The following is a 25,512-nucleotide window of genomic DNA, read 5'->3' as shown; positions in this document are numbered from 1 at the left end:
AACTTACTCCTTATCCGCAAGACGACGTTGGCTTCTTATTTTCATTGCTCGCCAAATAAGAAGAGAAATAAGCACAATACCGACAATGGCAGCTAACCCCAGCCAAATAGGGTGTGAAGCAAAAACATACCAAACCTCTTCCCACCAAGGTAAATAACCGACGAAATAGGTATCACCAACACGTAAACTATGGACACCAGACTCTCTGACTAATACTACAGAGCCATGCATTGCATCACGTTTACCACTATCACTTATCGCTTCATTTAATAATCGATAACCTTGGGGACTATCGGCTAATAGCGCCACGACACTACGCTGTGAAAAGAACGGAGATTGAAAACCAATAATAGTGCCGAGTGATCCGGTTGATGTTAAAGATGTTCTGCTATCTGGACGCTTATCTAGATCTTGATAATTGGTATGACTAAAAATGGTGATTTCACGTGATGGCAGTGTAATTTCGCTACGAGCTTTATCAATCAAGACATTCATCTGTTTATCATTATTGAGTGCTGGGGGAATTGTCCCGATTAATAATAAATCAGCTTCTTGTTTTGATAATTCCTCTAATGATGCAGTTAAAGAGACATTTAACGCGGGATAGCCAGTTTGTGCACCAATATTACCTAATGATATCAATAACGTTGTTAATTGCTCAGGTGAAGGGGATTGGTTGACATAAATAAGAGTTTCTGACAAATCTGCATAACGGCTAAATGGGAACCCAGCATGACTATAAACACGCAAATCAGGTAGAGCAATATAGTGGCGATAGTTACCAGTAAAATTAAAGCTTGATAATTCATCTAATGCTACCGTGTTAGGGACTGGGTGATAAGTAATACATTGATCAACGGAGCCTCCGGGGATCGGATTTGTATAGTCAAAAGAGAAACGGATCTGATTACGTTCACCTAATTTTACCGCGGGGATATTGAGGAGATTTTTGTTTTCGATCCAACCTTGAATTAACGGTAGATAAGCCACAATAAAGTTCTCTTTTTTATCTCTCTCTAAAGGGTAGGCTTTGATAAAGTGATCGTTGACTGAAATCGACATACGAGAATCATCTTGAAATGCCGGAGCGGTATAACGATAACGCAATTGCATCTGTAGTCCTGTATTATTAAACATAAATAAATCAGGAGGTAAGGTCATATTGAGTGTGATGGGAGCAGGCTCTAGTCCACGAGATTGCAACTGACCTTGATAATCTTGCAAGGTATTAAAGTAGATTGGTTTATTTAATTGTACCCACTTAGGTGCATCATAAGGCTCACGTGGTGCCAATAGATTGACATCATTAATGGTGACGCTATCCCCTCTAAAAATAACTTGTCCCCGGGCAATACCATTGACGGCGGTAATTAAGTCATTGTCATCGCGACCCATTACTAACAGCAGTTTTACATAAGGATCCGTTGGGTGTGAGACTAATTCAATGGTGGGAGCATTGACATTGGCATGTGTATTAAGAAAGTCGGGGCGCTGTTTATTAGTGGCAAATACAATGCTGTGTTGATTGGGCAACTGATTGTAATACACAGGATAGTGTTGCTGGCGCCAATCGACTTGTGTACCAAACCAAGAAGCGAGTATTCCCGCCGCTTTTTGTTGGGTAAGATTAGGGGATTGGCTAAACACCATAGGTAAGGTAAAAGTACCAAAATCGCGACTATCAAAGAAAGGCTCGGGGAAATTGGCTAATTCGTTACTCAATTTCAATGATTGATAGGTGAGATGCAGTTGGCTATTTTTGCTGATATCAAGCCATAAGGTGGTATTGGCTTGGTTTTCACAAATTTCTCGGTAATGGCCGATAAAAGTAAATTTTAAATGATTAAAATCTTGAATAAACCGTGGATCGAGCGGTAATGTAATGTGGTTTTTATGGCCGAGATCTTCTTTTTTCAGGGGGATCACGCCCATGATTTCATCATTTAAATAGATATTAAGATGTGATTCTATAGGCAGTAATGAAGGCGAGGGGGTAAACTCTAGATCTAATATTGCCTGTGAAACATATTCATCACTACGAACACCAAATTCTAGATAACCATCAGGGCTAGCGCCTTGTAATTTTAGAGCACCATAAGTAGGTGCTGTTGTTGCAAATAGTCGTGTTTCTTGGCGAGATGGGATTATCTGATCCGGTGATGTTAAAGTGATTTTCTCTTCTTCAACCGTTATGAAAGGTTGTTCTGTTATAACCGCTGGCGCTTCTTTTTCGTCATCACTATAAGCTAAACCGGAAAGCATAAGTAAGGCGAATAGTAGAAAATATTTTTTCATTATTATTACCCATAGATCTTATTGTTCATTAATAAATTCCCAAAAAGCTGAGTTTTACCGTTAAGATTAATGAAATATTTGTGAAACATTGACACGTCGTGGAAGTAGCGATAATAGCCACAATAAACACTGCCCTAATAAACGAAATAAGAGGTAAACAAGATACGGGGCGCGTTTAAGTAAGGTGTTATAGCCCCGCATACTGATATAAATGATATTTCTTAAACTATTCAGTGGATTATCGGCAGGGAGAGCGTGTTGCCAATTAGCCCAAGTGTCGGCTCGTTCAAAAGTACAGGCGGTAAAATCAATGGATTTTTGTGTATCCATATTAAGCAGTTGTAAGCCAATAATGCGATTATCAATCCGTAAAATACGTGCTTCAAAAGCATATTCACGTTGATTTTGTTTGAGAATAACGGTGATCTCTTGGTGACAAGATAAGGGAACTGTAAAATTATCTGGTAATACAATGGCACAGCCATTATCAGAGAAGTCATTGAGCTGACAAGAATAAAGCGAACCGTCTTGGAGTAATAGCATTGCGGGCACTTTTAGACGTACCCGTGGGAACTGGCGCTCTTGCTTTGCTTCTACAGAAACAGCAATGGCAACACCTAGTAATACTAAGTTATAGCATACCCAAACTAAGCACATGAGTACGGCTAACCTTTCATCGGGATCGCCTGTTGCGATACGCCAGAAAGCAAATAGAATTCCTAACAAATTAAGATTAAGAAACAGAATATAGGGGCGATTAATTTGCCAATCGACAAAACTTTTCTTCATAATTGCCCCTTTCTCTGTGACATTAAATTTACCTTTATAAGGTGAGAATAGGGTGCTTAATACGGGGCGAGTGGTGTACCAAGCTAAAATCGTTTCATAAATCTCTCCCCAAAATGAGTGGCGATAAGGACCTTGTAATTTGGTCGCGGCTAACCAAATGTGTAATAAATAAGGCACGACATACAAAGCGATAGCGATGGCGGGTGCGTAAATAATATAGGCATGAAAGATAAGGAACGTTAGTGGTGCTAATAAGAAGATTATCCTTGGTATGCCTGATAAAAAGTGCAACATGGCATTGAGGTAACAAAAGCGCTGTGGCAGTGTCAGCCCTTTGCCAAAGAGTGGATTATCTAAACGAAATATTTGTATCATTCCTTTTGCCCAACGTATGCGTTGGCCAATATGTGCTGAAAGTGATCCTGTTGCTAATCCTGCGGCAAGAGGGATACGAATATAAGCGGAAGTCCAACCATGGCGATGTAAGCGTAATGAGGTATGTGCGTCTTCGGTTACAGTTTCAACTGCCAGCCCGCCAATTTCATCCAAAGCACAACGACGTAATACAGCACAGGAGCCGCAGAAAAAAGCTGCATTCCAAGTATCATTACCATCTTGCACTAATCCATAAAAAAGCGTGCCTTCATTCGGTGTTTCGCGGAAATTGCCTAAATTACGTTCAAAGGGATCAGGAGAGAAAAAATGGTGTGGTGTTTGTACCAATGCCATTTTTTCGTCTTTTAGGAACCAGCCCATAGTAAATTGTAAGAATGAGCGTGTCGGAATATGGTCACAGTCAAAAATAGCGACATATTCTCCGCAGGCTTTGCTCAATGCATGGTTGATATTACCGGCTTTAGCAAAATCATGTTTTTCACGAGTGATATATTGAATACCAATTTCTTTAGCAAAAGCCGCAAACTCAGGGCGAGAGCCATCATCTAATAAATAGATAGTTAATTTATCTTTAGGCCAATCAATGTTTAAACAGGCATAAAGTGTTGGTTTTACAACTTGTAGCGCTTCGTTATATGTGGGAATAAAAATATCGACAGTAGGCCATTGTGTTGTATCTTGAGGCATTGAAATAGGTTGTCGATGGAGTGGCCAAATACATTGCATAAAACTAAGAAATAACACAATCCATGCATAGGTTTCAGCCAGTAATAGTAAGATCCCAAAGAAAAGGCTCAGATTATCCACCCAGTAGAGTGTGTATTGATAGCGCCACCAAATATATCGGCAAGCAATAGTCAGCGATAAAATAATAATGGTAATAGAAGACAGTCGTCCAGGGATATCGCGGATAGCTAAGGCTATCAGCCAAATCACGAGAACAAAAACAAATTGTAGTTTTAAATCAAAAGGTTGAGTAATACTTAATAAGATAATAAAAATGGCAAAAACAGCAACGAGCGATAATAGAGCGTATTGCCATAGTGGCGTGTTTGTTTTCTTATGATGGATCATATCTCGCGCAACAGGAGATAAGCGAGCAAAGAGATTTTGATAATACTGTCTAATATAGACAATAAATTGAATCGGTTTTTTCACCAAGGTGAGCATCAAATAATGGCAAATAAGCCAAATACTTTGTAATAAGTATCGGATCGGATCGCATAATTTAGGGCGACGCGGATTAATATGAGGAAATAGTTGTTGTTGTTTTTGTGCTATTTTCTGCCAAAAAGGGGATTCCATACGCAAAAAGAGCCACATTAATACCCAGAAAAGCTCATTCACGATAGCCGCACTGAATGAAGCCCCATTATGACGATAAAATTTGTAATAACGGGTTAAGATATGCGACTGCATAGTAGCCTGTTGCCTTATCGAGCGGGACGCTTTTTTCTCTGGATAATCGATAGTTGACATTGTGGCTATCCTTTTTTGCTTAACAATAAAGGCAAACACCATTGTAGAAGTTGATTAATTTCTTCAACTAACATGCAATTAGCGCGGTAATCATATAAAGGTAAGCGTGAAGCACAGGCTTCTAATAATGCTTCATCGCGATGAAGTTTTATTGGGCAGAAAGGAAACTGACTGGTTTGCCAAAATTGATAAAAATCTTGATGGATTTGGCTAGTGGCACAAAATTGATTCACCAGAATATACTCATTGGCAGCAAAGGTATGTTGGTTAAGCCGAATATGACAGTTACTTTCAGGTGTGGTAAGGGTTAATACGATATTGGCTTTCGCAACCCATGATTTAAAAAGGGTATCGTGCTCTGGTTGTAAATCGAGAAAAATTAAAGTGTCTGGGTATTGTTGAGTAAAAGTGGTAAAAAAATGCTGCAGATGTTGATTGGCAGCGGCAGATGCTTGCAAGTGCAATTTATCTTCTAAATTAACGACTCCAAAAGGTAAAATTTGATAACCGTTTTGATAATCACAAATCGCTTGTTCTATTGGGGTATGCGCGAGTAGTGCTTGTCCTAATGTGGTGACTTGTGATTTTTCTGGAAAATAGAAATGTAAGATATTATTCACACAGTTATCGATAACAATGACATTGTATTTATGGTGATGAAATTGGCGAGCCAGTGCAACGGTTATTGAGGTGGTTCCTACTCCACCTCTGAGACCTTTTAATACAATTAGTGGCATAGTTTTTCTCATTTAGTTATTGAATTAAATGTGTTGAGTAATGGCCAACGATAAATAAGGCTATGTTGATTTTCTTCGTTATTAATATCTCTATAGTGATAGTTGTTTATTGAAAATAATTTCTTTAATTTATTTATATCTTGGTTTGTACTCTCTTTTTCTCTTTTTATCTCTGAGCGAATAAATTTTTTATTTTCCATTTTTTAACCCTCATATAAAAATAAATTCTTAATCTGTAATTTTATTTTTCTTAGTCAGGGAAGGGGTAAGTGTTAAATAAAATATTAATATTCTTTATTTAAGGATATGCCTTAAAAATAGTTATTTCAATTACGTATAAATACATAAATTAAATATACGAATTTAAACTCCATTGGGAATGAATAATAACCCTCTTTGACAATGATAATATTATCAATAAATTCATTTAAATAATAACTAAACCATTGTTAGTCAAAAAAATGAAATATAAGATAATTGTAAATTACCTATTTATAACAAATTCTAAGGTAGTCTTTTTTAGATGATCAAAAAAGATTTGATTTTTATCAAGTAAAATACCATTAAATTAGTTAAATCATCTATTTATTCTTGTTTTCATTTTATTTTTTAGCTTTATGTTCTTGTGGTGTTTGTTTTGTAATGCTCATGTTAATTTAATCGATCTATTTGTGATTATTTTGTTTGGTTTCGGATATAGGAAAATAAGATAACTCTGTGTTGCTATTTATTTTTTAAAATAACAACACAAATATAAAATTTATGTCTATTATATAAATATAAAGTGGCGTTTTGTTTATTAATCAACTTAATTGTTTTTAAGTTGATTGCTTATATTTATTTGTCAGTAATTTATTTTTATGTACTCTTTCTTTTACATATAAGTAGTTTTACTAATTGATGGGGGAATATTCTATTAAGAGTTAACTTTATAGTTATTTATAAAAATAAGAAGTATAAAAAGGCAAATATGAATATTCATATCAATGTCGGATATTATATAGATACGAATAAGTAGGTAATTAAAATGAACAAGACTAAAACAACCCGGTTAAGTTTTTTACATTACTGGCATGGGTTGGGTGCCTGGAATTTTTATTTTTTGCTAAAGTTTGTTTTGCTTTGGTATGGTTATTTAAAATTTGATGCATTTAGCAATTTACTCTTTCTAGCATTTTTATTATTTCCATTACCGAAAACATTTTGGCATAAATTACGTAATTGGATAGCGATCCCTATAGGGGTTATGCTTTTCTACCACGACACTTGGCTACCTAGTTTTTCAACGGTATTAGAACAAGGAGGGCAGTTAAAAAACTTTTCATTCTCTTACCTCATTGAATTAGCTGTTAATTTTATTAACTTAAAGATGATCGGGGTGGCATTTATTTTACTGGTAGGGTATCTCTTTATTGAACAGTGGGTAAGAGTGTCGGTGTTTATTATCGCGGGTGTAGTGTGGCTTAATATTAGTGGTTTTACCCATTTTTCAGGCGCTATGGCTTCTGCTGTTTCTGCCAATAGCTTTACTCAGCAAACCAACACATCTATCGATCAGCCACAACCGCAAAATACAGAAATATTATCGACAGCGCAGACTAGAGCGCCAAATAATAACGTACTGAGTTCACCTTACCCGCCACAAAAACAGCCGGCTAATAACAAAGTGTTAGATGAATGGCTTGCTCAGTTTTATCGTTACGAAAATAAACGCAGCACACCCGCTCCCGCCCAGCTCTCTTCCCATGCACAACCCTTTGATATTTTAATTATTAATATTTGTTCACTCTCTACGGCAGATGCGGCAGCCGTCGGATTACAGCAACATCCTATTTGGGGCAACTTTGATGTGTTATTTAATCGCTTTAATAGTGTTGCTTCTTATAGTGGTCCCGCTTCATTACGTTTATTAAGAGCCAGTTGTGGGCAAACACAACACGCTGATTTGTATGATCCTGCCGATATGCAATGCTTATTGATGGATAATCTGGCTGCTTTAGGTTTTGAGAAGAAATTGGTGCTCGATCATAATGGCGAGTTTGGTCATTATCTTCAAGAAATTAGGGAGTTAGGTAATCTTAATGTGCCGTTGCAAGATCAACGCGGACTCTCTCATCAAATTACCGCTTTTGATGGCTCTAAAATCTATAACGATAAAGAGACCTTAGAGCGTTGGTTAAAAGCACGAGAAAAATCAGATGAAAAATGGACGGTGACCTTTGTCAATTTAGTGTCACTTCATGATGGTAATAGGTTCGTTGGCGAAAATACAACGGCTGATTATGGTAAAAGAGCCTCAGCGCTACTTGATAACTTAAATGCTTTTATTAATACCCTTGATAAACGTGGCAGAAAAGTGATGGTGGTAATTGTTCCTGAACATGGAGCCGCATTACAAGGTGATATAACTCAGATGTCTGGTTTGAGAGATATTCCAAGCCGAAGTATTACTACGGTTCCTGTCGGTATTCGTTTTACTGGACTTAAAAATCAACGTTTACCTCATACGCCTATGATGATCGATAAACCAAGCAGTTATTTAGCATTATCCGATTTTATTCTCCGTAATGTGAATGGCGATATCTTTAATCAACCCACCATTGATTGGAATGCTTTAACCCGTGAATTACCACAAACCGCGACGGTATCAGAAAATCAAAATACCATTGTGGTTGATTATCAAGGGAAATCTTATATCAAATTAAATGAAGGAGAGTGGATAGACTACCCTGATTGATTTGTTTATTTCATCATCACTCCCTGTTCTCTTACTGACTTTGAGTTCCCCGTTAATATTGCGGGGTTTTTTTATGGTTAACAAAGAGATAAATTTCAGGAATAAAAAAACCACACCTAAAAGATGTGGTTTAATGAGTTTGCTATGAAACAAGGGAAATTTATTTTAAACCCGCAGCTTCACGTAAAATCTCAGCTTTATCTGTTGCTTCCCAAGGGAATTCAGCACGACCAAAATGACCGTATGCTGCTGTTTTTTGGTAGATCGGATGCAGTAAATCCAGCATTTGAATTAAGCCATAAGGGCGTAAATCAAAGAACTCACGTACTAATAAGATCAGTTGTGAGGTAGGGATTTTTTCAGTACCAAATGTTTCGACCATAATAGATGTTGGCTCTGCAACACCAATAGCGTAAGACACTTGAATTTCACAGCGATCTGCTAAGCCCGCAGCAACAATATTTTTTGCAACATAACGTGCAGCATAAGCCGCAGAACGGTCAACTTTGGAAGGATCTTTACCAGAGAATGCCCCACCGCCGTGGCGTGCCATACCACCATAAGTATCAACAATGATCTTACGACCTGTTAATCCACAGTCGCCCATTGGGCCACCGATAACAAAACGACCTGTTGGGTTAATGAAATATTTGGTTTGTTCATTTAACCATTCTGTTGGCAGAATAGGTTTAATGATCTCTTCCATTACCGCTTCATGTAAGTCTTTTTGTGAAATATCCTCAGCATGCTGAGTTGATAAAACCACGGCATCAATACCAACAATGTTGTTATTGTCGTATTGGAAAGTGATCTGGCTTTTAGCATCTGGACGTAACCATGGTAGTGTGCCATTTTTACGTACTTGAGCTTGGCGCTGGACTAAGCGGTGAGCATAAGTAATAGGCGCTGGCATCAGAACGTCGGTTTCATTAGTGGCATAACCAAACATTAAGCCTTGGTCACCGGCACCTTGTTCAAGAGGATCTGCGCGGTCAACACCTTGGTTGATATCTGGGGATTGTTTACCAATCGCACTGATAACGGCGCAGGAATTAGCATCAAAGCCCATATCTGAACTGGTATAACCGATTTCACGTACTGTTTTACGTGTGATCTCTTCGATATCAACCCAAGCTTTGGTGGTAATTTCTCCGCCTACCATCACCATGCCTGTTTTAACGTAAGTTTCACAGGCAACACGTGCTTTTGGATCTTGTTCTAAAATTGCATCCAATACGGCATCAGAAATTTGATCCGCAATTTTGTCTGGATGACCTTCTGATACTGATTCAGAAGTAAAAAGGTGTGTAGTCATTATATCTCGTTACCTTAATACAGATGGTCTAAGGATGGATGTTTTAACATCTAGACGTCCATTTTAGGACTATTTTCTCTTTAATTCCAGCTTTTTTTAATCAAATATAGGGATAAACTCGCATCCAATAGTTGATATCATTTTTTGTGTGACACAATTTTTCAAGTGAGCAAAAAGAAAAATAATAAAAAAAAGCGATTTATCTATTTTGTTTTTGCATTTTGATTCAACTACAGGTATAACCTCGCCGTTACTGTGAAAACTGAATCACAGTGTAAACCGCAGGATTGCTGATCCTGTTTCTCTGTTAGGGAAATGGCTTATAAGGTTAAGCCATGTGTGGAGTGAATGGGTAATGATCCATTGTCTACTGGTTATTCTTTTCAAAAACCAAAACAGTACTCGCCAATACTATACCCGTAGTATGTCTAGAGTGATTTCCTCTTTGAGCTCTTTTTCTTTAGAGCGAAGTTGTCTGTTACTTGCCAATAGGTGATTGTGTTAACTATTAGTCGGTTAACTTCATCGCTTTCTACTACTATATCCTGCATTAGGCTGGATAATCATACAAAAATATATAGTGAGTCATTACTTCTAACTGTTATTTATCGGTCATTTCAGCTAGCCATGAAATTATTGACTACTATAGTGACAGGCAAGGTATAAACTCATACTCCCTAAGGAGAATGTCATGAATGATAACATCGCTCGTAAGATGCAACAGACTTATAACATCACATATTGGGGGGGAGGATACTACTGCGCGAATAATCGCGGCAATATTAGTGTTTGCCCAAATCCTGATGTGCCTGAAGCAACGCTGGATTTAACAGAATTAGTTAAGCAAGTACAAGAAGAGCATTCACATTTACGCCTTCCTGCGCTGTTTTGTTTTCCACAAATTTTACAGCACCGTTTGCGCTCAATTAATGCCGCTTTTCATCGTGCACGTGAGTCTTATGGCTACAAAGGGGATTACTTTTTAGTTTATCCAATTAAAGTCAATCAACAGCGTCGTGTGATTGAATCGCTAATTAATGCTGGAGAGCCATTAGGATTAGAAGCTGGCTCTAAAGCTGAATTAATGGCAGTGCTTGCTCATGCCAACATGACCAGTTCGGTGATTGTTTGTAATGGTTACAAAGATCGCGAATATATTCGTTTAGCCCTTACAGGAGAAAAGCTCGGTCATAAAGTGTTCTTGGTCATTGAAAAAATGTCTGAGATAAAAATGGTACTTGAAGAAGCCGAACGTTTAGAAGTGATCCCCCGCTTAGGGGTTCGTGCTCGCCTTGCTTCTCAAGGCTCCGGTAAATGGCAAGCCAGTGGGGGTGAAAAATCTAAATTCGGCCTAGCTGCAACACAAGTACTACAACTGATTGATACGCTACGCCAAGCTGGTCGTTTAGATAGTTTGCAGTTATTGCATTTTCACCTTGGATCACAGATGGCTAATATCCGTGATATTGCGACAGGTGTGCGTGAATCAGCCCGTTTTTATGTTGAGTTACATAAATTAGGGGTCAATATTCAGTATTTTGATGTTGGTGGTGGCTTGGGCGTTGATTATGAAGGTACGCGCTCACAATCTGATTGCTCTGTTAACTATGGCCTGAATGAATACGCTAATAACGTGATTTGGGCGATTGGTGATGCTTGTGATGAAAATGAATTACCTCATCCAACCGTTATTACAGAATCAGGTCGAGCATTAACTGCGCATCATACGGTGCTTATTTCCAATGTTATTGGTGTTGAACGTAACGAATTTACTGCAATCACGCCGCCGGCCGAAGATGCTCCAAGACCTATCGCAAGCCTTTGGGAAACATGGGAAGAGATGCAAACCAAAGGGAATAGCCGTTCATTGCGTGAATGGCTGCATGATAGCCAATTAGATTTACATGATGTCCATACTCAATATGTACACGGTATGTTAAGTCTGACAGAGCGTGCATGGGCGGAAGAGTTATATCTGAATATCTGTCGTCATATTCAATATGATTTAGATCCAAGTAATCGAGCCCATCGCCCGATTATTGATGAACTGCAAGAGCGTATGTCAGATAAGTTCTATGTCAACTTTTCACTGTTCCAGTCATTGCCTGATGCTTGGGGAATTGATCAATTATTCCCTGTATTGCCAATTGAAGGTTTAGATAAACCGCTCGATCGCCGTGCTGTATTGCTAGATATCACTTGTGATTCAGATGGTATTATCGATCATTATGTCGATGGTGATGGGGTCGAAACCACGATGCCAATGCCAGCTTATGATCCTGAATATCCACCAATGATTGGCTTCTTTATGGTGGGGGCGTATCAGGAAATCCTTGGTAATATGCATAACTTATTTGGTGATACAGCAGCCGTTGATGTTTATCTTGATGAGAAAGGCAATCTTACTTATCAGTTGAGTGAAGAGGGTGATACCGTTGCGGATATGCTTCAATATGTAAAACTTAATCCAGCGGTATTGTTGGAGCGCTTCCGTACTCAAGTGAAAAATGCACAGTTAGATAAAGCACTCCAAGAGCAGTTCCTAACTGAATTTGAAAGTGGCTTATACGGTTATACCTATCTGGAAGAAGAGGAGTAATGCTTACTTCCTAATGCAGAGTGGTGTTGATACATCACTCTTTATCTATCATATTGATTTATATGTTGCTTGTTAAAATAAGTAACAGAGGTAATGGCATGAAAAATTGTACGTTAGGTAATGAGACTGATAATTCTTTGATCTCAAATGCATTTGGTTTTTTACGTTTTCCACTGAATTTTCAACCTTATAGCAGTGATGCTGATTGGGTGATCACTGGGGTGCCTTTTGATATGGCAACTTCAGGTCGTGCAGGTACTCGCCATGGGCCCGGCGCTATTCGCCAGATTTCGACTAACTTAGCGTGGGAAGGACATCGCTGGCCTTGGCACTTCGATATGCGTGAACGCCTCAAAGTTGTTGATTGTGGTGATTTAGTATTTAACTTCGGTGATGCACAAGATATGAGTGATAAGCTACAAGCTCATACGGAAAAATTGCTAGCAGCAGGTAAAAGATGTTTAACCTTTGGTGGTGATCACTTTGTGACATTACCTCTATTACGTGCTCACGCTAAACACTTTGGCAAAATGGCCTTGGTGCATTTTGATGCTCATACCGATACTTATGCTAATGGCAGTAAGTTTGATCACGGTACAATGTTCTATCATGCTCCTAATGAAGGTTTAATTGATCCACAGCATTCAGTGCAAATTGGTATTCGTACCGAGCATGACACTAATAACGGCTTTACTGTCTTGGATGCTGCACAAGTTAATGATCGTGGGGTTGATGATTTAGTCGCGCAAATTAAAGAGATTGTGGGTTCACTTCCTGTTTATTTGACTTTTGATATTGATTGCCTTGATCCCGCATTTGCACCGGGTACAGGAACACCGGTTGTGGGTGGATTAACCACGGATAAGGCGCTGAAAATGCTGCGTGCTTTACAGCCGTTAAATATTGTAGGCATGGACTTAGTTGAAGTATCGCCAGCGTATGATCAATCAGATATTACTGCCCTTGCCGGAGCAACCATTGCACTTGATATGCTATATCTGCAAGCGGCTAAAAAATAATTACTTTTTTTGTCATAAATAATGTCAAGGCAATATCTATTTAGATATTGCCTTATTTTTATCCATTAAATGAATGAGTTAAGCATTTTTTGCTAACTATAAAGTTAATGAGTAAAAAAGATCATCTGCTCTTTTGCAACAGATGATGGCCTTTTGGTAACTTGTTATTCTAAATGATAATTATTTTCACTACATTCTATTCTACTTATTGTGTTTACTAGTGAATGATCATTTCTTTGTCACATCGCACTTTAATTGCTACTGTTAAATTATTAATAAAGTTCTTTTTTGGAAGAGCTTTTTCATCTGTAAATATTCAGGAGAAAGACAATGGCTTTGAATGGTAAAGTAATTTTAGTTACAGGTGCTGCTCAGGGAATTGGTCGTGGTATCGCATTACGTCTTGCTAAAGAGGGTGCCGATATTGCTCTGGTTGACTTAAAAGCAGATAAATTATCCGATGTAGCAAAAGAAATTAAAGCGTTAGGGCGTAAAGTAACGACCTTTGCTGCAGATATTAGCAACCGTGATGAAGTCTTTGCGGCTGTTGAACATGCTGAAAAAACCTTAGGCGGTTTTGATGTTATGATCAATAACGCAGGTATTGCACAGGTGAAACCTCTTGCAGATGTGACTCCGGAAGATATGGATCGGATCTTCAAAATTAACGTTAATGGTGTGATGTGGGGTATTCAGGCCGCTTCTGAGAAATTTAAAGCATTAGGCCATAAAGGGAAGATTATTAATGCATCTTCTATTGCTGGGCACGATGGTTTTGCCATGTTAGGGGTTTATTCTGCCACTAAATTTGCAGTACGTGCATTAACACAAGCGGCAGCTAAAGAGTATGCGAGCGCAGGCATCACTGTTAATGCTTATTGCCCGGGCATTGTCGGCACCGATATGTGGGTTGAGATTGACGAGCGTTTCGCTGAAATTACTGGAGCACCAAAAGGTGAGACCTATAAAAAATATGTGGACGGTATTGCTCTAGGACGTGCTCAAACTCCTGATGACGTAGCTGCGTTAGTTTCCTTCTTGGCAAGTGATGATTCCGACTATATTACGGGCCAAGCTATCTTAACCGATGGCGGTATTGTCTATCGTTAATTATTGATTACTTAATCATAATTGTTATTTGTGCCCCGAGTTATTCACTAAGATAACTCGGGGCATTTTTTTATGATATGTGTACGAAAAATATTTCCTATTTGATTTTTGTCTGTTATAAGTTACATTTTTAGTGTGATTTATAAGCAACAATTAGGACTTTGGCAATAAGGAAAGCAAATGCCATATAAAATAGTGCGTTATCAGGACAGAAACCAAAAAGTACCCTATCGAGAGTGGATACAAAAGCTTAGGAAACGAGATCCTCAAGCGGCTGCTAAAATTGAAGTACAAGTAACTCGAGCATGTTATGGTAACTTCGCCGATCATAAATTTGTTCGTGATGGAGTCTGGGCTTTACGAATAAACTTCGGGCAGGGATATCGGGTTTATTATTCAATAGAAAATGAATTTATTATTCTTTTACTTGTTGGAGGGAATAAAAGTACTCAACAAGCAGATATTGATAAAGCAGTGAACTATCTTGAAGATTATCATGTAAGGATGAAAAATGACCAATAAAATAGATGTAGTAAAAAGAAAAACTGTTCCTGCATATCTTGACCATGATTTAGAGATGATAAATGAACTACGAGAAGATCCTGATTATGCTGAGGTGTATTTGCAAACGGCGTTAGAAGGTATTTATGAGCCTGGGGGAATAGGTGCATTTTTAATTGCATTACGGCAAATTATTGAGGCTCATGGTGGAGTGGGCGTGATTGCGAAAAAATCAGGATTATCTCGACAACATATTTATCGAGCATTATCTGAAAATGGTAATCCAACACTGACAACATTGACAGAAATCACCAGAGCAGTAGGCGTTCGATTAGCATCAACTCACTGTGTTTAATAATTTACCAGCAAAAAATACGATGTGCCCCGAGTTATTCACTAAGATAACTCGGGGCATTTTGTTTACTGTAACGCATTAAAGTTGGAAATAACGAGCAATCAGTGGCGCAGTAAAGTTCTTTTTTAAATAAAAACCACGGGGAAGTGTCATGATGCGTTGTCCATTTTCACCAATGGCTTCGGTTAATGCCTTACTGTTAGCAGCCTTAGGGCGAATTTGTAATACTTGTCCGTGACGCGCAGTAATGCTTTCTACTTTTCCTAAGACAATCATATCCATTAACTCTTCCCAATCGTGACGCAGTAGCTCTTCTTCAAGATGATTGGGGCTCCAAAGTAGCGGGGAAGCGACTCTACGCTGTGCTAATGGGATCTCCCGTTCTCCCTCTACAGGCACCCATAATACTTTTGACAGCTTACGTTTTACATGGCTATTCTCCCATGTGATCCCACTGTTTCCTGTAAGTGCGGCTACACAAACAAAGGTCGTTTCTAATGGCATACCAAAACGGTCGATAGGGATGGTTTTTAGCTCAACTCCGATATGAGAAAAATCTTGTTCAGGTTTACTGCCGGCACTGGCACCTAAATAGTATTCCAATAGCATACCGACCCAACCTTTATCACGCTTTAAATTTTCAGGAATAGGAAGCTGTGCAAAAGCGGCGAGTTCACCGAAGGTATAACCAGCCAGCGCTTGTGCTCGTGCGAGTAAAACGGATTCATTTTCAGGTGCTGCTGGTGGCGTAAACATAAATAACTGTCTTCCTGTACAATAAATAAACAGAAAAAAAGGATGATGGAAAATGTTTTTTCACTGATTTAAGTTAAAACATAATAGCATGATATATCATCATTTTTTTATGTGAATCGAGGTTTTAATAATAAATGATATAAGTTGTTCAGGGTTATCCTTAGATCATAAACAGGCTTTTGCACTAGGTTATCCACAGCTTTGTGGGATAACTCCGCAAAAGTGAGATCACTGTTCTGATTTACAGCCTTGACTTTTGCCGATATTCCCCAAAATCTGCCTATTTCGATTAACTAATCGGCACAACCTGTGGATAAAACCGACTATGGTTGTTTTTCGTACAATTTAACCATTGGACTTTATTCATTGGTTTATCCAATCGTTGAAATAGGGATAAAAACTTATCTACTAATTTGAATTATAAGTGATATTTTAAAAAATGTTTCAACAGCCTGTACGCTAATATAAAAACTATACCCTGATTATCTCACTCTTTTTCACATAGATATCCACAGAAAAAGTGAATAAATCCCCTAGGCCTTACTGTTGGTGTTTATAACTTTGCGGGTTTCTGTGAATTAACATAGTTATAAGTGAAAACGCTATTTTAATGGGGGCGTTTCTAAATCAGGTATAAACCATGCCGATTTAAAATCAAACCAACCAAAGGTATTCATTTTTACACCGCGTATCGTACGTTGCCCTTGTAATTCAAGTAAATGGTGAAATAACGGGAAAAGCCAATTATTTTGTGTTAATTGGCGACACCACTCTTCAAGCGGTAATACTTTTTGACGCCATAAGGCTAGGGCATCTTTATAACGTTCACCCATGCACTGGTGAAATAGGGGCAGTTCATAAAGTGCTGCAAAAATAGAAAACTCGAGCGGTTTATAGAAATTGACGGTAGCTAACCAGATATCACTCTTTGCATCACCATAATACCACTGTTCATAATCAAGCACTTGAATGGATAATTCGATATCATAGTTAGATAAGATTTTTTTGATCAGTTCAGCAATAGTGCTGTATTCGTGGTGCTCTTTATACAGTGTAATGGTCAGTTTTGTGAGTGAAGCGGGTTTAGTATGCGGTGGGATCAGTTTGCTATGGTGCCAGTGTAACAATAAACCATAAGCAGGTGACCAATGGCGTTGATAAGAGGGCGCACAATGGGCCAACATATTCACCGGTGTTAATACACTACTAAGCCATTCGCGGATCTCAGGTTGTTGGCATTGTGTTGAGCGGCTATCGTAAAGTAAAAAATAACAGCCTTCCTCTTTGCGGCTTTCCAGTGAGTTGTTATGAGTATCATCATCGGTTAAATGAAGGGTAGAGCAAACCATTTTGTCTTTTAATTCAGGAACCACCCAAATATCGATGTTATCTAATAATGCGCGCAAACCAAAATAGCGATCAAACGCTTTGATTTGCAGTTTATGTTGATCATTGCTCATCACTTGGTATGCCCCTGTGCCAATGGGGTGCTGAGAAAAATTAACGAGAGTTCGCCATTCTTGGGGTAAGATCGCTGCTTGTGGACTACCTAATAGGGTGGCAAATTGTTTATCCGGTACGGTTAAATAAATATCAATAACATAAGGTTGCGGTGAGGTTATTTTCTCAATATGTGCATAAAGTGGATTGCAGACTTTCATTCTCATTAAAGAGGTGCTGATATCCTCTATGGTTAATTCTCGTCCATGGTGAAAATAGATAGCAGGGCGTAAATAAAAGCGCCAATGTTGCTCGCTGAGCATCTGCCAGTGATGGGCTAATTCCGCTTCGACTTCCCCATTTTCCTCTTTTAAGTGAAGTAATGAATTAAATATTTGGCTCATTAAATGTAATTCAGAGCGCCGAAGCGGCGTACCGGGTAATAAATTACGAAAAGGGCGATAGTAAATTATTCGTAGACGTTGTTGGCTAGGGTGAAAGCTTTTTTCAATCTGTGAAAGCACCATTTGCCGTAACGAGTCTTTATCGCCCATCAGTGCAACGAGCTTTTCTATATCATTTTCTTCCAGTAATCGCTCTGCTCGGCTTTGTTGGATGTCAAAGGCGTTAGAATGAAAAGTCAGGGTGGATTTTTTTCCTCTTCCTACTTCTGCTTGCCAATCTATCCAACCAGTTTGATGCATTTTGTTTAGTAACGAACGCACATGGCGACGAGTGCAATGTAATGTTTCAGCAAGCTCTTGTAATGTGGTTTCAGTCTCTTTTCCCTCAAAAGCTTGCCATAAGCGAATAAATTGCAACTCTAAGCGGGGTGATGTCATAAAAGAGGAAATCCCTTATTAAAGTGATCAATTTTAATTTCCTTATATTAGACCGATAATGCTTGTGTTTAAAGTTAGCTCTTATGTTAGTTATCACAAATTATGAATACTAACAGACTCCCCCTTTGAGCATGCGGTGATTACCGGCCAGTGATAATAGGTCACTGGCTTTTTTTGTTCGTTTTACTGAAAAAAAATGCCGCGAGGTAAATAGCGGCGAGAATGACAAAGTTTAAATTTTTACAGATAACAAACAGTGAAATAAGGTAATTGAGTCAGTGATTAACGCATAAAAGCTGGTTGTTTAGCTTCATAAGCACTTATCTCTGCTTGGTGTTGTAACGTTAATCCGATACTGTCTAATCCCTCAATCATGCAATGACGGCGAAATGCATCGATTTCAAATGAGAAGCATAATTCACCAGCGATCACTTGTTGGGCAACTAAATCAACGGTAATAGGCGTACCAGCATGCTCTGTTACCCAATTAAATAACTGGGTAACTTGCTCATCGCTTAATTTGATTGGCAATAACTGGTTATTAAAGGAATTGCCGTAAAAAATATCAGCAAAACTCGGCGCGATCACCGCATGAAAGCCATAATCTGTGAGCGCCCAAGGCGCATGTTCGCGAGAAGATCCACAACCAAAATTCTCGCGCGCCAATAAAATAGAAGCACCTTGATAGATGGACTGATTTAAAATAAATGATGGGTTAGGCTGGGTGCCTTCATCATCTAAAAATCGCCAATCATGAAATAAGTGTTTACCAAATCCTGTGCGAGTGACTTTTTGTAAAAATTGTTTGGGAATAATCGCATCAGTATCCACGTTGGCAGCATCTAAAGGTACTGGAATTCCAGTGTGTTGTGTGAATTTATTCATTAGGTTCTCCTTTATGATACTGTTGCAAAAGTGCGAATATCAGCGAAATGCCCATGAATGGCGGCGGCAGCGGCCATTGCCGGACTGACTAAATGAGTTCTGCCACCACGACCTTGGCGACCTTCAAAATTACGATTGCTGGTCGATGCGCAACGCTCTCCGGGATTTAATCGGTCATTGTTCATTGCCAAGCACATTGAGCAGCCGGGTAAACGCCATTCAAAACCGGCTTCAATAAAAATTTTATCTAAACCTTCTGCTTCTGCTTGGGCTTTAACAGGGCCTGAGCCGGGAACAACAATTGCCTGTACATGGGAGGCGACTTTATGCCCTTTAGCTATCTTTGCTGCTGCGCGTAAATCTTCAATACGAGAGTTAGTGCAAGAGCCTATAAAAACTTTATCTATTGTAATATCAGTTAAGTTAACACCTTCAGTTAATCCCATATAAGCTAAGGCTTTTTCGGCGCTAGCTCGTTCAACAGGATCGTTAAAACTGTTCAATCGCGGAACAATTTGGTCAATAGCAATCACTTGTCCCGGATTCGTCCCCCAAGTCACTTGTGGTGCAATATCTGCAGCATTAATCGTCACAGTAGCATCAAAAATAGCATCTTCGTCCGACTTTAACGTTTTCCAATAGGCGACAGCTTCATCCCACAATGGGGCTTGAGGGGCAAATTGACGTCCTTTTAAGTAAGCAAATGTAGTCTCATCAGGAGCAACTAAGCCTGCTTTTGCCCCCATCTCTATCGCCATATTGCATAATGTCATTCGCCCTTCCATACTCAAAGCTTCAATAGCTTCTCCCGTAAATTCAATAATATACCCCGTACCTCCCGCACTACCCAATTTTCCGATAATCGCCAATACGATATCTTTTGCCGTGATGCCATTGGCTGTTTTGCCTTGTACTTCGATTTTTAAGGTTTTAGCACGTGATTGTTTTAAGGTTTGTGTCGCTAATACGTGCTCAACCTCAGAAGTGCCAATACCGAAAGCTAATGCGCCAAAGGCACCATGTGTTGCTGTATGTGAGTCGCCACAAACAATTGTCATGCCTGGTAAAGTTAAGCCTTGTTCAGGCCCCATAACATGAACAATTCCTTGATATGGGTGATTTAAGTCATACAAGGTCACACCAAATTCTTGACAGTTTTTCATTAACTCTTGCATTTGAATACGCGCCATATCACCACAGGCGTTGATATCTTTGGTTTGAGTTGAAACGTTGTGATCCATTGTGGCAAAAGTTTTGTTGGGTTGACGAACAGCACGACCTTTGGTTCTTAAACCATCAAAAGCTTGAGGTGAAGTCACTTCATGCACTAAATGTCTATCGATATATATAATAGGTGTTTCATTCGCTACTTCTCTGACAACATGTGCATCGTAAATTTTTTGATATAATGTTTTACCCATGTTATGCCCCTTCTTGAATAAACTGAGCGATATGATCACCCATTTCTGCGGTTGTTATTGCGTTTCCTTCTCCCGCTAAATCTGCGGTGCGATAGCCTGTTGCTAGTACTCTTGTAATTGCTTCTTCAATGGCTTGGGCTGCTTTATCTTCATTAAAGCTATAACGCAGTAATAGGGCGGTTGATAAAATTTGTGCTATTGGATTGGCGATATTTTTACCGGCAATATCTGGTGCGGAGCCACCTGCGGGTTCATATAAACCAAAATGTGCTTCATTTACGCTTGCAGAGGGCAACATGCCCATTGAACCGGTGATCATGGCGCATTCGTCTGATAAAATATCGCCAAAGATATTGGAGCACAGCAATACATCAAATTGCGCTGGATCTTTAATTAATTGCATTGTCGCATTATCGATATACATATGTTGCAAGGTCACATCAGGGTATTGTTTAGCGACCTCAGTGACGACTTCACGCCATAAAATAGAGCTTTGTAAAACGTTGGCTTTATCAATCGACGTGACTTTATAACGACGTTTTTGCGCTGATTTGAAAGCAAAATGAGCAATACGTTCGATTTCATAGCGATGGTAAACCTCGGTATCAAAAGCACGCTCTTCGCGACCTTCACCATCACGGCCTTTAGGTTGACCGAAATAGATCCCCCCAGTTAATTCACGGACACATAAAATATCAAAACCGCGTTGTGCAATATCAGCACGCAATGGACAATAAGCTTCTAAACCTTTATATAAACGAGCTGGGCGCAGATTGCAGAATAATTTAAAGTGTTTACGTAAAGGTAATAATGCGCCACGTTCCGGTTGTTGATCTGCCGGTAAATGCTCCCATTTAGGCCCCCCCACAGAGCCGAATAAAATCGCATCAGCTTGCTCACATCCAGCCAAGGTGGTTGCCGGTAATGGTGTGCCATGATTATCGATAGCAATACCACCAATATCGTACTCTTTGGTCGTGATATTCAGTGAAAATCGTTTATTTACCGCATCGATCACTTTTTGTGCTTGCGCCATAACTTCAGGGCCAATGCCATCTCCGGGCAATACTGCAATATGATAATGTTTAGACATAATGATTAAACCGCTTCTTGTGTTGTATGGTGTTTGCGTTTTTCTATTTCGACTTGCTCTGAACGCCAAATACTGTTGATAACATGCATCATGGCGTTGGCGGATGAACCGACGATATCAGTTTCTAATCCCATGCCATGAAATTTACGTCCTTGGTATTCAACCACGATATCAACTTGTCCTAATGCATCTCGTCCTTCACCTTTGGCTGTTAATTGATAAGTCACCAGTTTTAAGGGATAACCTGTAGCACGAGAAATAGCTTGATAGACAGCATCAACGGGACCATTTCCTGTTGCTGCTTCAGTGATTTCTTCATTTTTACGACTAATGCTGACACTGGCCGTGGCAACTGTTGAGGAGCCGGATTGAGTATTAAAATAGTTCATTACAAACTCATCAGGCTCTTGTTGCTGTTGCCCCATAAAAGCCAATGCTTCTAAGTCATAGTCAAAAACTTGGCCTTTTTTATCAGCTAAACGTAAGAAAGCGGCATATAAAGAATCTAAGTTATAATCTGTTTCGCGATAGCCCATCTCTTCCATACGGTGTTTTACCGCAGCTCGACCAGAGCGAGACGTTAAGTTCAATTGCACCTCTTTTAAACCAATTGATTCAGGTGTCATAATTTCGTAAGTTTCACGATTTTTCAGTACGCCATCTTGGTGAATACCAGAGGAGTGGGCAAAGGCATTCGATCCAACGATGGATTTATTGGCATGAATAGGGGTATTACATAATTGACTGACTAACTGGCTGGTACGGTAGATCTCTTTGTGATTAATACGCGTTTGTACATTCATCATTTGTTCACGTACTTTTATCGCCATAATCACTTCTTCTAAAGCGCAGTTACCGGCTCGTTCACCTAAGCCGTTGATAGTCCCTTCAACTTGTCTTGCACCTGCTTGTACTGCGGTAATAGAGTTTGCAACAGCCATACCTAAATCATCATGGCAATGAACGGAGATCACCGCTTTATCAATATTAGGTACACGTTCAAATAAATTAGTGATAATGCCACCGAATTGATAAGGCGTGGTATAACCTACGGTGTCTGGAATATTAATGGTTGTTGCGCCCGCGTTGATGGCACTTTCCACAATGCGACATAAATTATCAATATGGGTACGCCCCGCATCTTCGCAAGAAAACTCAACATCATCAGTATAGCGTCGGGCGCGTTTAATTGAGCGTGTTCCCATTTCAATAATGTCATCAAAGGATTTTTTTAACTTATGTTCAGCATGCAAAGCGGAGGTGGCTAAAAAAACATGAATACGAAATGCCTCGGCAATGTTTAATGACTCTGCGGCAACGTCAATATCATTATCAACACAGCGAGCTAACGCACAAATGCGACTATTTTTAATTTCTCGAGCGATGGTTTGTACAGATTCAAAATCCCCAGGGGAAGAGACAGGAAAACCCGCTTCAATGATATCTACACCTAAACGTTCTAAGGCATAAGCAATTTGTAACTTCTCTTTTACGCTTAAGCTAGCTTGCAATGCTTGTTCGCCATCTCTTAATGTGGTGTCAAAAATAATCACATTGTTGCTCATAATCTGTTCCTTATACTTTTTTATTTCGTTTTTTGCGCTCTCCCAGGTATAAAAAAACCCGCGATTAGCGCGGGTTTTTCTCTAAGGGTAGGTATGTTTCATTTTTTACCCATCAGCCGACCGCGCATCAATGTTGCGAATAGTAGTAGGCTTGATAGTAAAATTGCGTTTAACATGAAACATCCTTACATTTGTTCTTAATAATGTTTATTTATTGATACCGGATACCAATCATCATGTCAAGCATTGGAATTTTTTAATTTGTTTTGATGTGTGAATTATATTTTATTCTTAGTAATTCTGACTAATATCTAAATTTTTAGTAATGATTATATCTATCAAACAATCATTGATTAGGTTAATGTTTCACATAATCGCTCTCGGGGAGTGAAATAAAAAATTAAACAATTGTTTGCTTTTTTTTTGAACAACTAACTATCAGGGGGATGAGCGGTTGTAGTTAACAACAATATCAATAAATTTGAGCAACATTTTGAATATAAGAATAAAAATTATTACCGTGGTGACTGTAATAGTTCTGAAAGTGTCCTGTAAGGTGATAGATTTTATTATTTTATTATGATTTTTATCATATTTTGTTTTATTATTTGCAAGGCATAAGGTAAAACAGGTTGTAATATATATCGGTATAATCATTTCATTAATATGTAATTTAAATGTCAATTTATTCTCTTTAATATAAAGATGAATTATTTTTTGGTGTTTGTGTTATACATTTTGTGATGTACATGGATGATGAATAATAAGTAGTAATATTTTTATAAAAGTTACAGTCATGGTTAGATATATAATTTATTAATATGCTTTTATATTATTAATAAGTTTTAATTCGCCAATTATAATAACATAGTGGAGTAAAAAATGACGGATTACACATCAGCAACAACGACCAATAAAGAGTCAGCAGATATGCATTTACGTAATGTTGATCTTAATTTATTAACGGTGTTTGATGCTGTTATGCAAATGCAAAATGTCACACGAGCAGCACAGGTGTTAGGTATGTCTCAACCGGCAGTCAGTAATGCAGTTTCTCGTCTTAAGATCATGTTTAATGACGAGTTATTTGTTCGGTATGGCCGAGGTATTCAACCAACATTAAGAGCCAAACAATTATTTGGCCCTGTTCGACAAGCATTACAATTAGTCCATAATGAATTGCCAGGGGCGGGATTTGAACCGGAACACAGTGATCGTGTGTTTAGCTTATCTATTTGCAGTCCATTAGATATCAAGTTAGCGCCAAAAATTGTAGAGAGAATAAAAAATAAAACCCCTAATATTAATGTAAATATTAAGTCTTATTTGAATAGTAATATTGAACACCAATTAAAATATCAGGAAGTTGAGTTCTTTATTAATTATAAACAATTTGATAAACCAGAGTTTCATTCACACCCTTTATTCAATGATGAAGTGGTTTTGGCTGTCTCTAACCAACACCCACGAATTAAAGAGAGCGTTACTGAAGAGATGTTATTAAATGAGCATCATTCTATTGTTTCTTTAGAAGATGTGGGGTCTTTTAGTGCGGCTTATTATAAGAATACAGAGTTAGAAGATTTAATTACTTATGAAGGTACTGATTTAAATAGTGTATTAAATCTAGTCTCAAAAACTTATTCGGTCGCTATTGCGCCTAGATGGTTAGTTGAAAGCTATTCAGAACAATTGAACATTAAGGCGATATCATTACCTTGGGAGAAGGTAGAACGTCCATGCTATTTAATTTGGCATGAGTCAACGGCACGAGATAAAGGCCATTTATGGATGAAAAATTTACTTAGTGAGGTTTGTCAAAACTAAGAGTGATTCACTCATAATTAGCACTCTATGCTAATTATGCAGAAATAGTGGCAGATAACGTTAGCTTACTGCTAATAACCAATAAAAGATATTCTTTAATAGTAAATAGTAAAGATAAGTCTCTTGGGTAGCTGTCACTATTTTTGCCCTAATTGTTATCCTATCCCTATCAGTTGCAACTATTGTCATCTAATCGATTTTTTTCTTTATTTTCTCTGTTATTAATCTTGTAAATGAATAAAATTATATAATTACTTTTTGATTTTATTATATTTTTCTTATTAATGCTTTGTTTGTTCACAAAGTGTTCAGGCTCATTTTTACATTTTCATTAGTATGATGAAATTGACA

The 25,512-nt window shown here is 38.4% G+C and carries 18 protein-coding genes; 7 read left to right on the top strand and 11 right to left on the bottom strand.

Annotated features, from left to right (window positions below):
• Positions 1 to 3: 3 nt before the first annotated feature.
• The 4 genes from bcsB to bcsR all read right to left on the bottom strand — a co-directional run bounded on the left by bcsB (position 4) and on the right by bcsR (position 5,896).
• Positions 4 to 2,295, bottom strand: a complete 2,292-nt coding sequence (gene bcsB, locus HMPREF3129_RS08530) for a cellulose biosynthesis cyclic di-GMP-binding regulatory protein BcsB (protein WP_036918838.1) — start codon at positions 2,293 to 2,295, stop codon at positions 4 to 6.
• 66 nt (positions 2,296 to 2,361) lie between these two features.
• Positions 2,362 to 4,959, bottom strand: coding sequence for a UDP-forming cellulose synthase catalytic subunit (gene bcsA, locus HMPREF3129_RS08525; protein WP_036918835.1), 2,598 nt, complete (start codon positions 4,957 to 4,959; stop codon positions 2,362 to 2,364).
• A 5-nt stretch (positions 4,960 to 4,964) separates the two neighbouring features.
• Positions 4,965 to 5,696: a cellulose synthase operon protein YhjQ/BcsQ gene (locus HMPREF3129_RS08520; protein WP_036918833.1), complete on the bottom strand. Its 732-nt coding sequence runs from the start codon at positions 5,694 to 5,696 to the stop codon at positions 4,965 to 4,967.
• Positions 5,697 to 5,704: 8 nt separating this feature from the next.
• Positions 5,705 to 5,896: a BcsR/BcsP family cellulose biosynthesis protein gene (bcsR, locus tag HMPREF3129_RS08515; protein WP_004244150.1), complete on the bottom strand. Its 192-nt coding sequence runs from the start codon at positions 5,894 to 5,896 to the stop codon at positions 5,705 to 5,707.
• Between the two features lie 827 nt (positions 5,897 to 6,723).
• On the opposite strand from bcsR, the gene bcsG reads away from it, so the two are divergent.
• Positions 6,724 to 8,433 carry a cellulose biosynthesis protein BcsG gene (bcsG, locus tag HMPREF3129_RS08510; protein ID WP_036918831.1) on the top strand — a complete coding sequence of 570 codons (1,710 nt, stop codon included), beginning with the start codon at positions 6,724 to 6,726 and terminating at the stop codon, positions 8,431 to 8,433.
• A 160-nt stretch (positions 8,434 to 8,593) separates the two neighbouring features.
• On the opposite strand, the gene metK is transcribed toward bcsG, so the two are convergent.
• Positions 8,594 to 9,748: a methionine adenosyltransferase gene (metK, locus tag HMPREF3129_RS08505; RefSeq protein WP_004244148.1), complete on the bottom strand. Its 1,155-nt coding sequence runs from the start codon at positions 9,746 to 9,748 to the stop codon at positions 8,594 to 8,596.
• A gap of 691 nt (positions 9,749 to 10,439) precedes the next feature.
• Between metK and speA the strand changes: the two genes are divergently transcribed.
• The 5 genes from speA (at position 10,440) to HMPREF3129_RS08480 (ending at position 15,332) form a co-directional block, all read left to right on the top strand.
• Entirely contained in the window at positions 10,440 to 12,347 is a 1,908-nt protein-coding gene (gene speA / locus HMPREF3129_RS08500) for a biosynthetic arginine decarboxylase (protein ID WP_004244147.1), read from the top strand.
• A gap of 98 nt (positions 12,348 to 12,445) precedes the next feature.
• Positions 12,446 to 13,366: an agmatinase gene (gene speB, locus HMPREF3129_RS08495; RefSeq protein WP_004248574.1), complete on the top strand. Its 921-nt coding sequence runs from the start codon at positions 12,446 to 12,448 to the stop codon at positions 13,364 to 13,366.
• Positions 13,367 to 13,696: 330 nt separating this feature from the next.
• Positions 13,697 to 14,476 (top strand): acetoin reductase, encoded by a 780-nt coding sequence (locus HMPREF3129_RS08490; RefSeq protein ID WP_004248573.1) that lies wholly within the window; start codon positions 13,697 to 13,699, stop codon positions 14,474 to 14,476.
• Between the two features lie 180 nt (positions 14,477 to 14,656).
• Positions 14,657 to 14,998, top strand: coding sequence for a type II toxin-antitoxin system RelE/ParE family toxin (locus HMPREF3129_RS08485; RefSeq protein WP_004244144.1), 342 nt, complete (start codon positions 14,657 to 14,659; stop codon positions 14,996 to 14,998).
• Positions 14,988 to 15,332, top strand: a complete 345-nt coding sequence (locus HMPREF3129_RS08480) for a helix-turn-helix domain-containing transcriptional regulator (protein WP_004244143.1) — start codon at positions 14,988 to 14,990, stop codon at positions 15,330 to 15,332. The genes HMPREF3129_RS08485 and HMPREF3129_RS08480 overlap by 11 nt, the downstream gene beginning before the upstream one ends.
• 78 nt (positions 15,333 to 15,410) lie before the next feature.
• On the opposite strand, the gene mutH is transcribed toward HMPREF3129_RS08480, so the two are convergent.
• The 6 genes from mutH to leuA form a co-directional block, all read right to left on the bottom strand.
• Positions 15,411 to 16,088 carry a DNA mismatch repair endonuclease MutH gene (mutH, locus tag HMPREF3129_RS08475; RefSeq protein ID WP_004248572.1) on the bottom strand — a complete coding sequence of 226 codons (678 nt, stop codon included), beginning with the start codon at positions 16,086 to 16,088 and terminating at the stop codon, positions 15,411 to 15,413.
• A 602-nt stretch (positions 16,089 to 16,690) separates the two neighbouring features.
• The gene (sgrR, locus tag HMPREF3129_RS08470) at positions 16,691 to 18,370 is read right to left on the bottom strand and encodes an HTH-type transcriptional regulator SgrR (RefSeq protein WP_036918829.1); all 1,680 of its coding nucleotides are present in this window, start codon (positions 18,368 to 18,370) and stop codon (positions 16,691 to 16,693) included.
• Positions 18,371 to 18,652: 282 nt separating this feature from the next.
• Positions 18,653 to 19,255 (bottom strand): 3-isopropylmalate dehydratase small subunit, encoded by a 603-nt coding sequence (gene leuD, locus HMPREF3129_RS08465; protein WP_036918827.1) that lies wholly within the window; start codon positions 19,253 to 19,255, stop codon positions 18,653 to 18,655.
• 11 nt (positions 19,256 to 19,266) lie between these two features.
• Positions 19,267 to 20,676 carry a 3-isopropylmalate dehydratase large subunit gene (leuC, locus tag HMPREF3129_RS08460; protein ID WP_004248569.1) on the bottom strand — a complete coding sequence of 470 codons (1,410 nt, stop codon included), beginning with the start codon at positions 20,674 to 20,676 and terminating at the stop codon, positions 19,267 to 19,269.
• Position 20,677: 1 nt separating this feature from the next.
• Complete coding sequence (leuB, locus tag HMPREF3129_RS08455) at positions 20,678 to 21,769, bottom strand: 3-isopropylmalate dehydrogenase (RefSeq protein WP_004244138.1); 1,092 nt, start codon at positions 21,767 to 21,769, stop codon at positions 20,678 to 20,680.
• 5 nt (positions 21,770 to 21,774) lie between these two features.
• Positions 21,775 to 23,334, bottom strand: coding sequence for a 2-isopropylmalate synthase (gene leuA / locus HMPREF3129_RS08450; protein WP_004244137.1), 1,560 nt, complete (start codon positions 23,332 to 23,334; stop codon positions 21,775 to 21,777).
• An 882-nt stretch (positions 23,335 to 24,216) separates the two neighbouring features.
• On the opposite strand from leuA, the gene leuO reads away from it, so the two are divergent.
• Positions 24,217 to 25,161: a transcriptional regulator LeuO gene (gene leuO / locus HMPREF3129_RS08445; RefSeq protein WP_036918822.1), complete on the top strand. Its 945-nt coding sequence runs from the start codon at positions 24,217 to 24,219 to the stop codon at positions 25,159 to 25,161.
• Positions 25,162 to 25,512: the final 351 nt, after the last annotated feature.

Origin of the sequence: Proteus sp. HMSC14B05 (assembly GCF_001808035.1) — a bacterium.
Lineage (GTDB): Bacteria > Pseudomonadota > Gammaproteobacteria > Enterobacterales > Enterobacteriaceae > Proteus > Proteus mirabilis.
The sequence above is the reverse complement of the archived record's forward strand: the minus strand, read 5'-3'. Positions and strand labels throughout refer to the sequence as shown.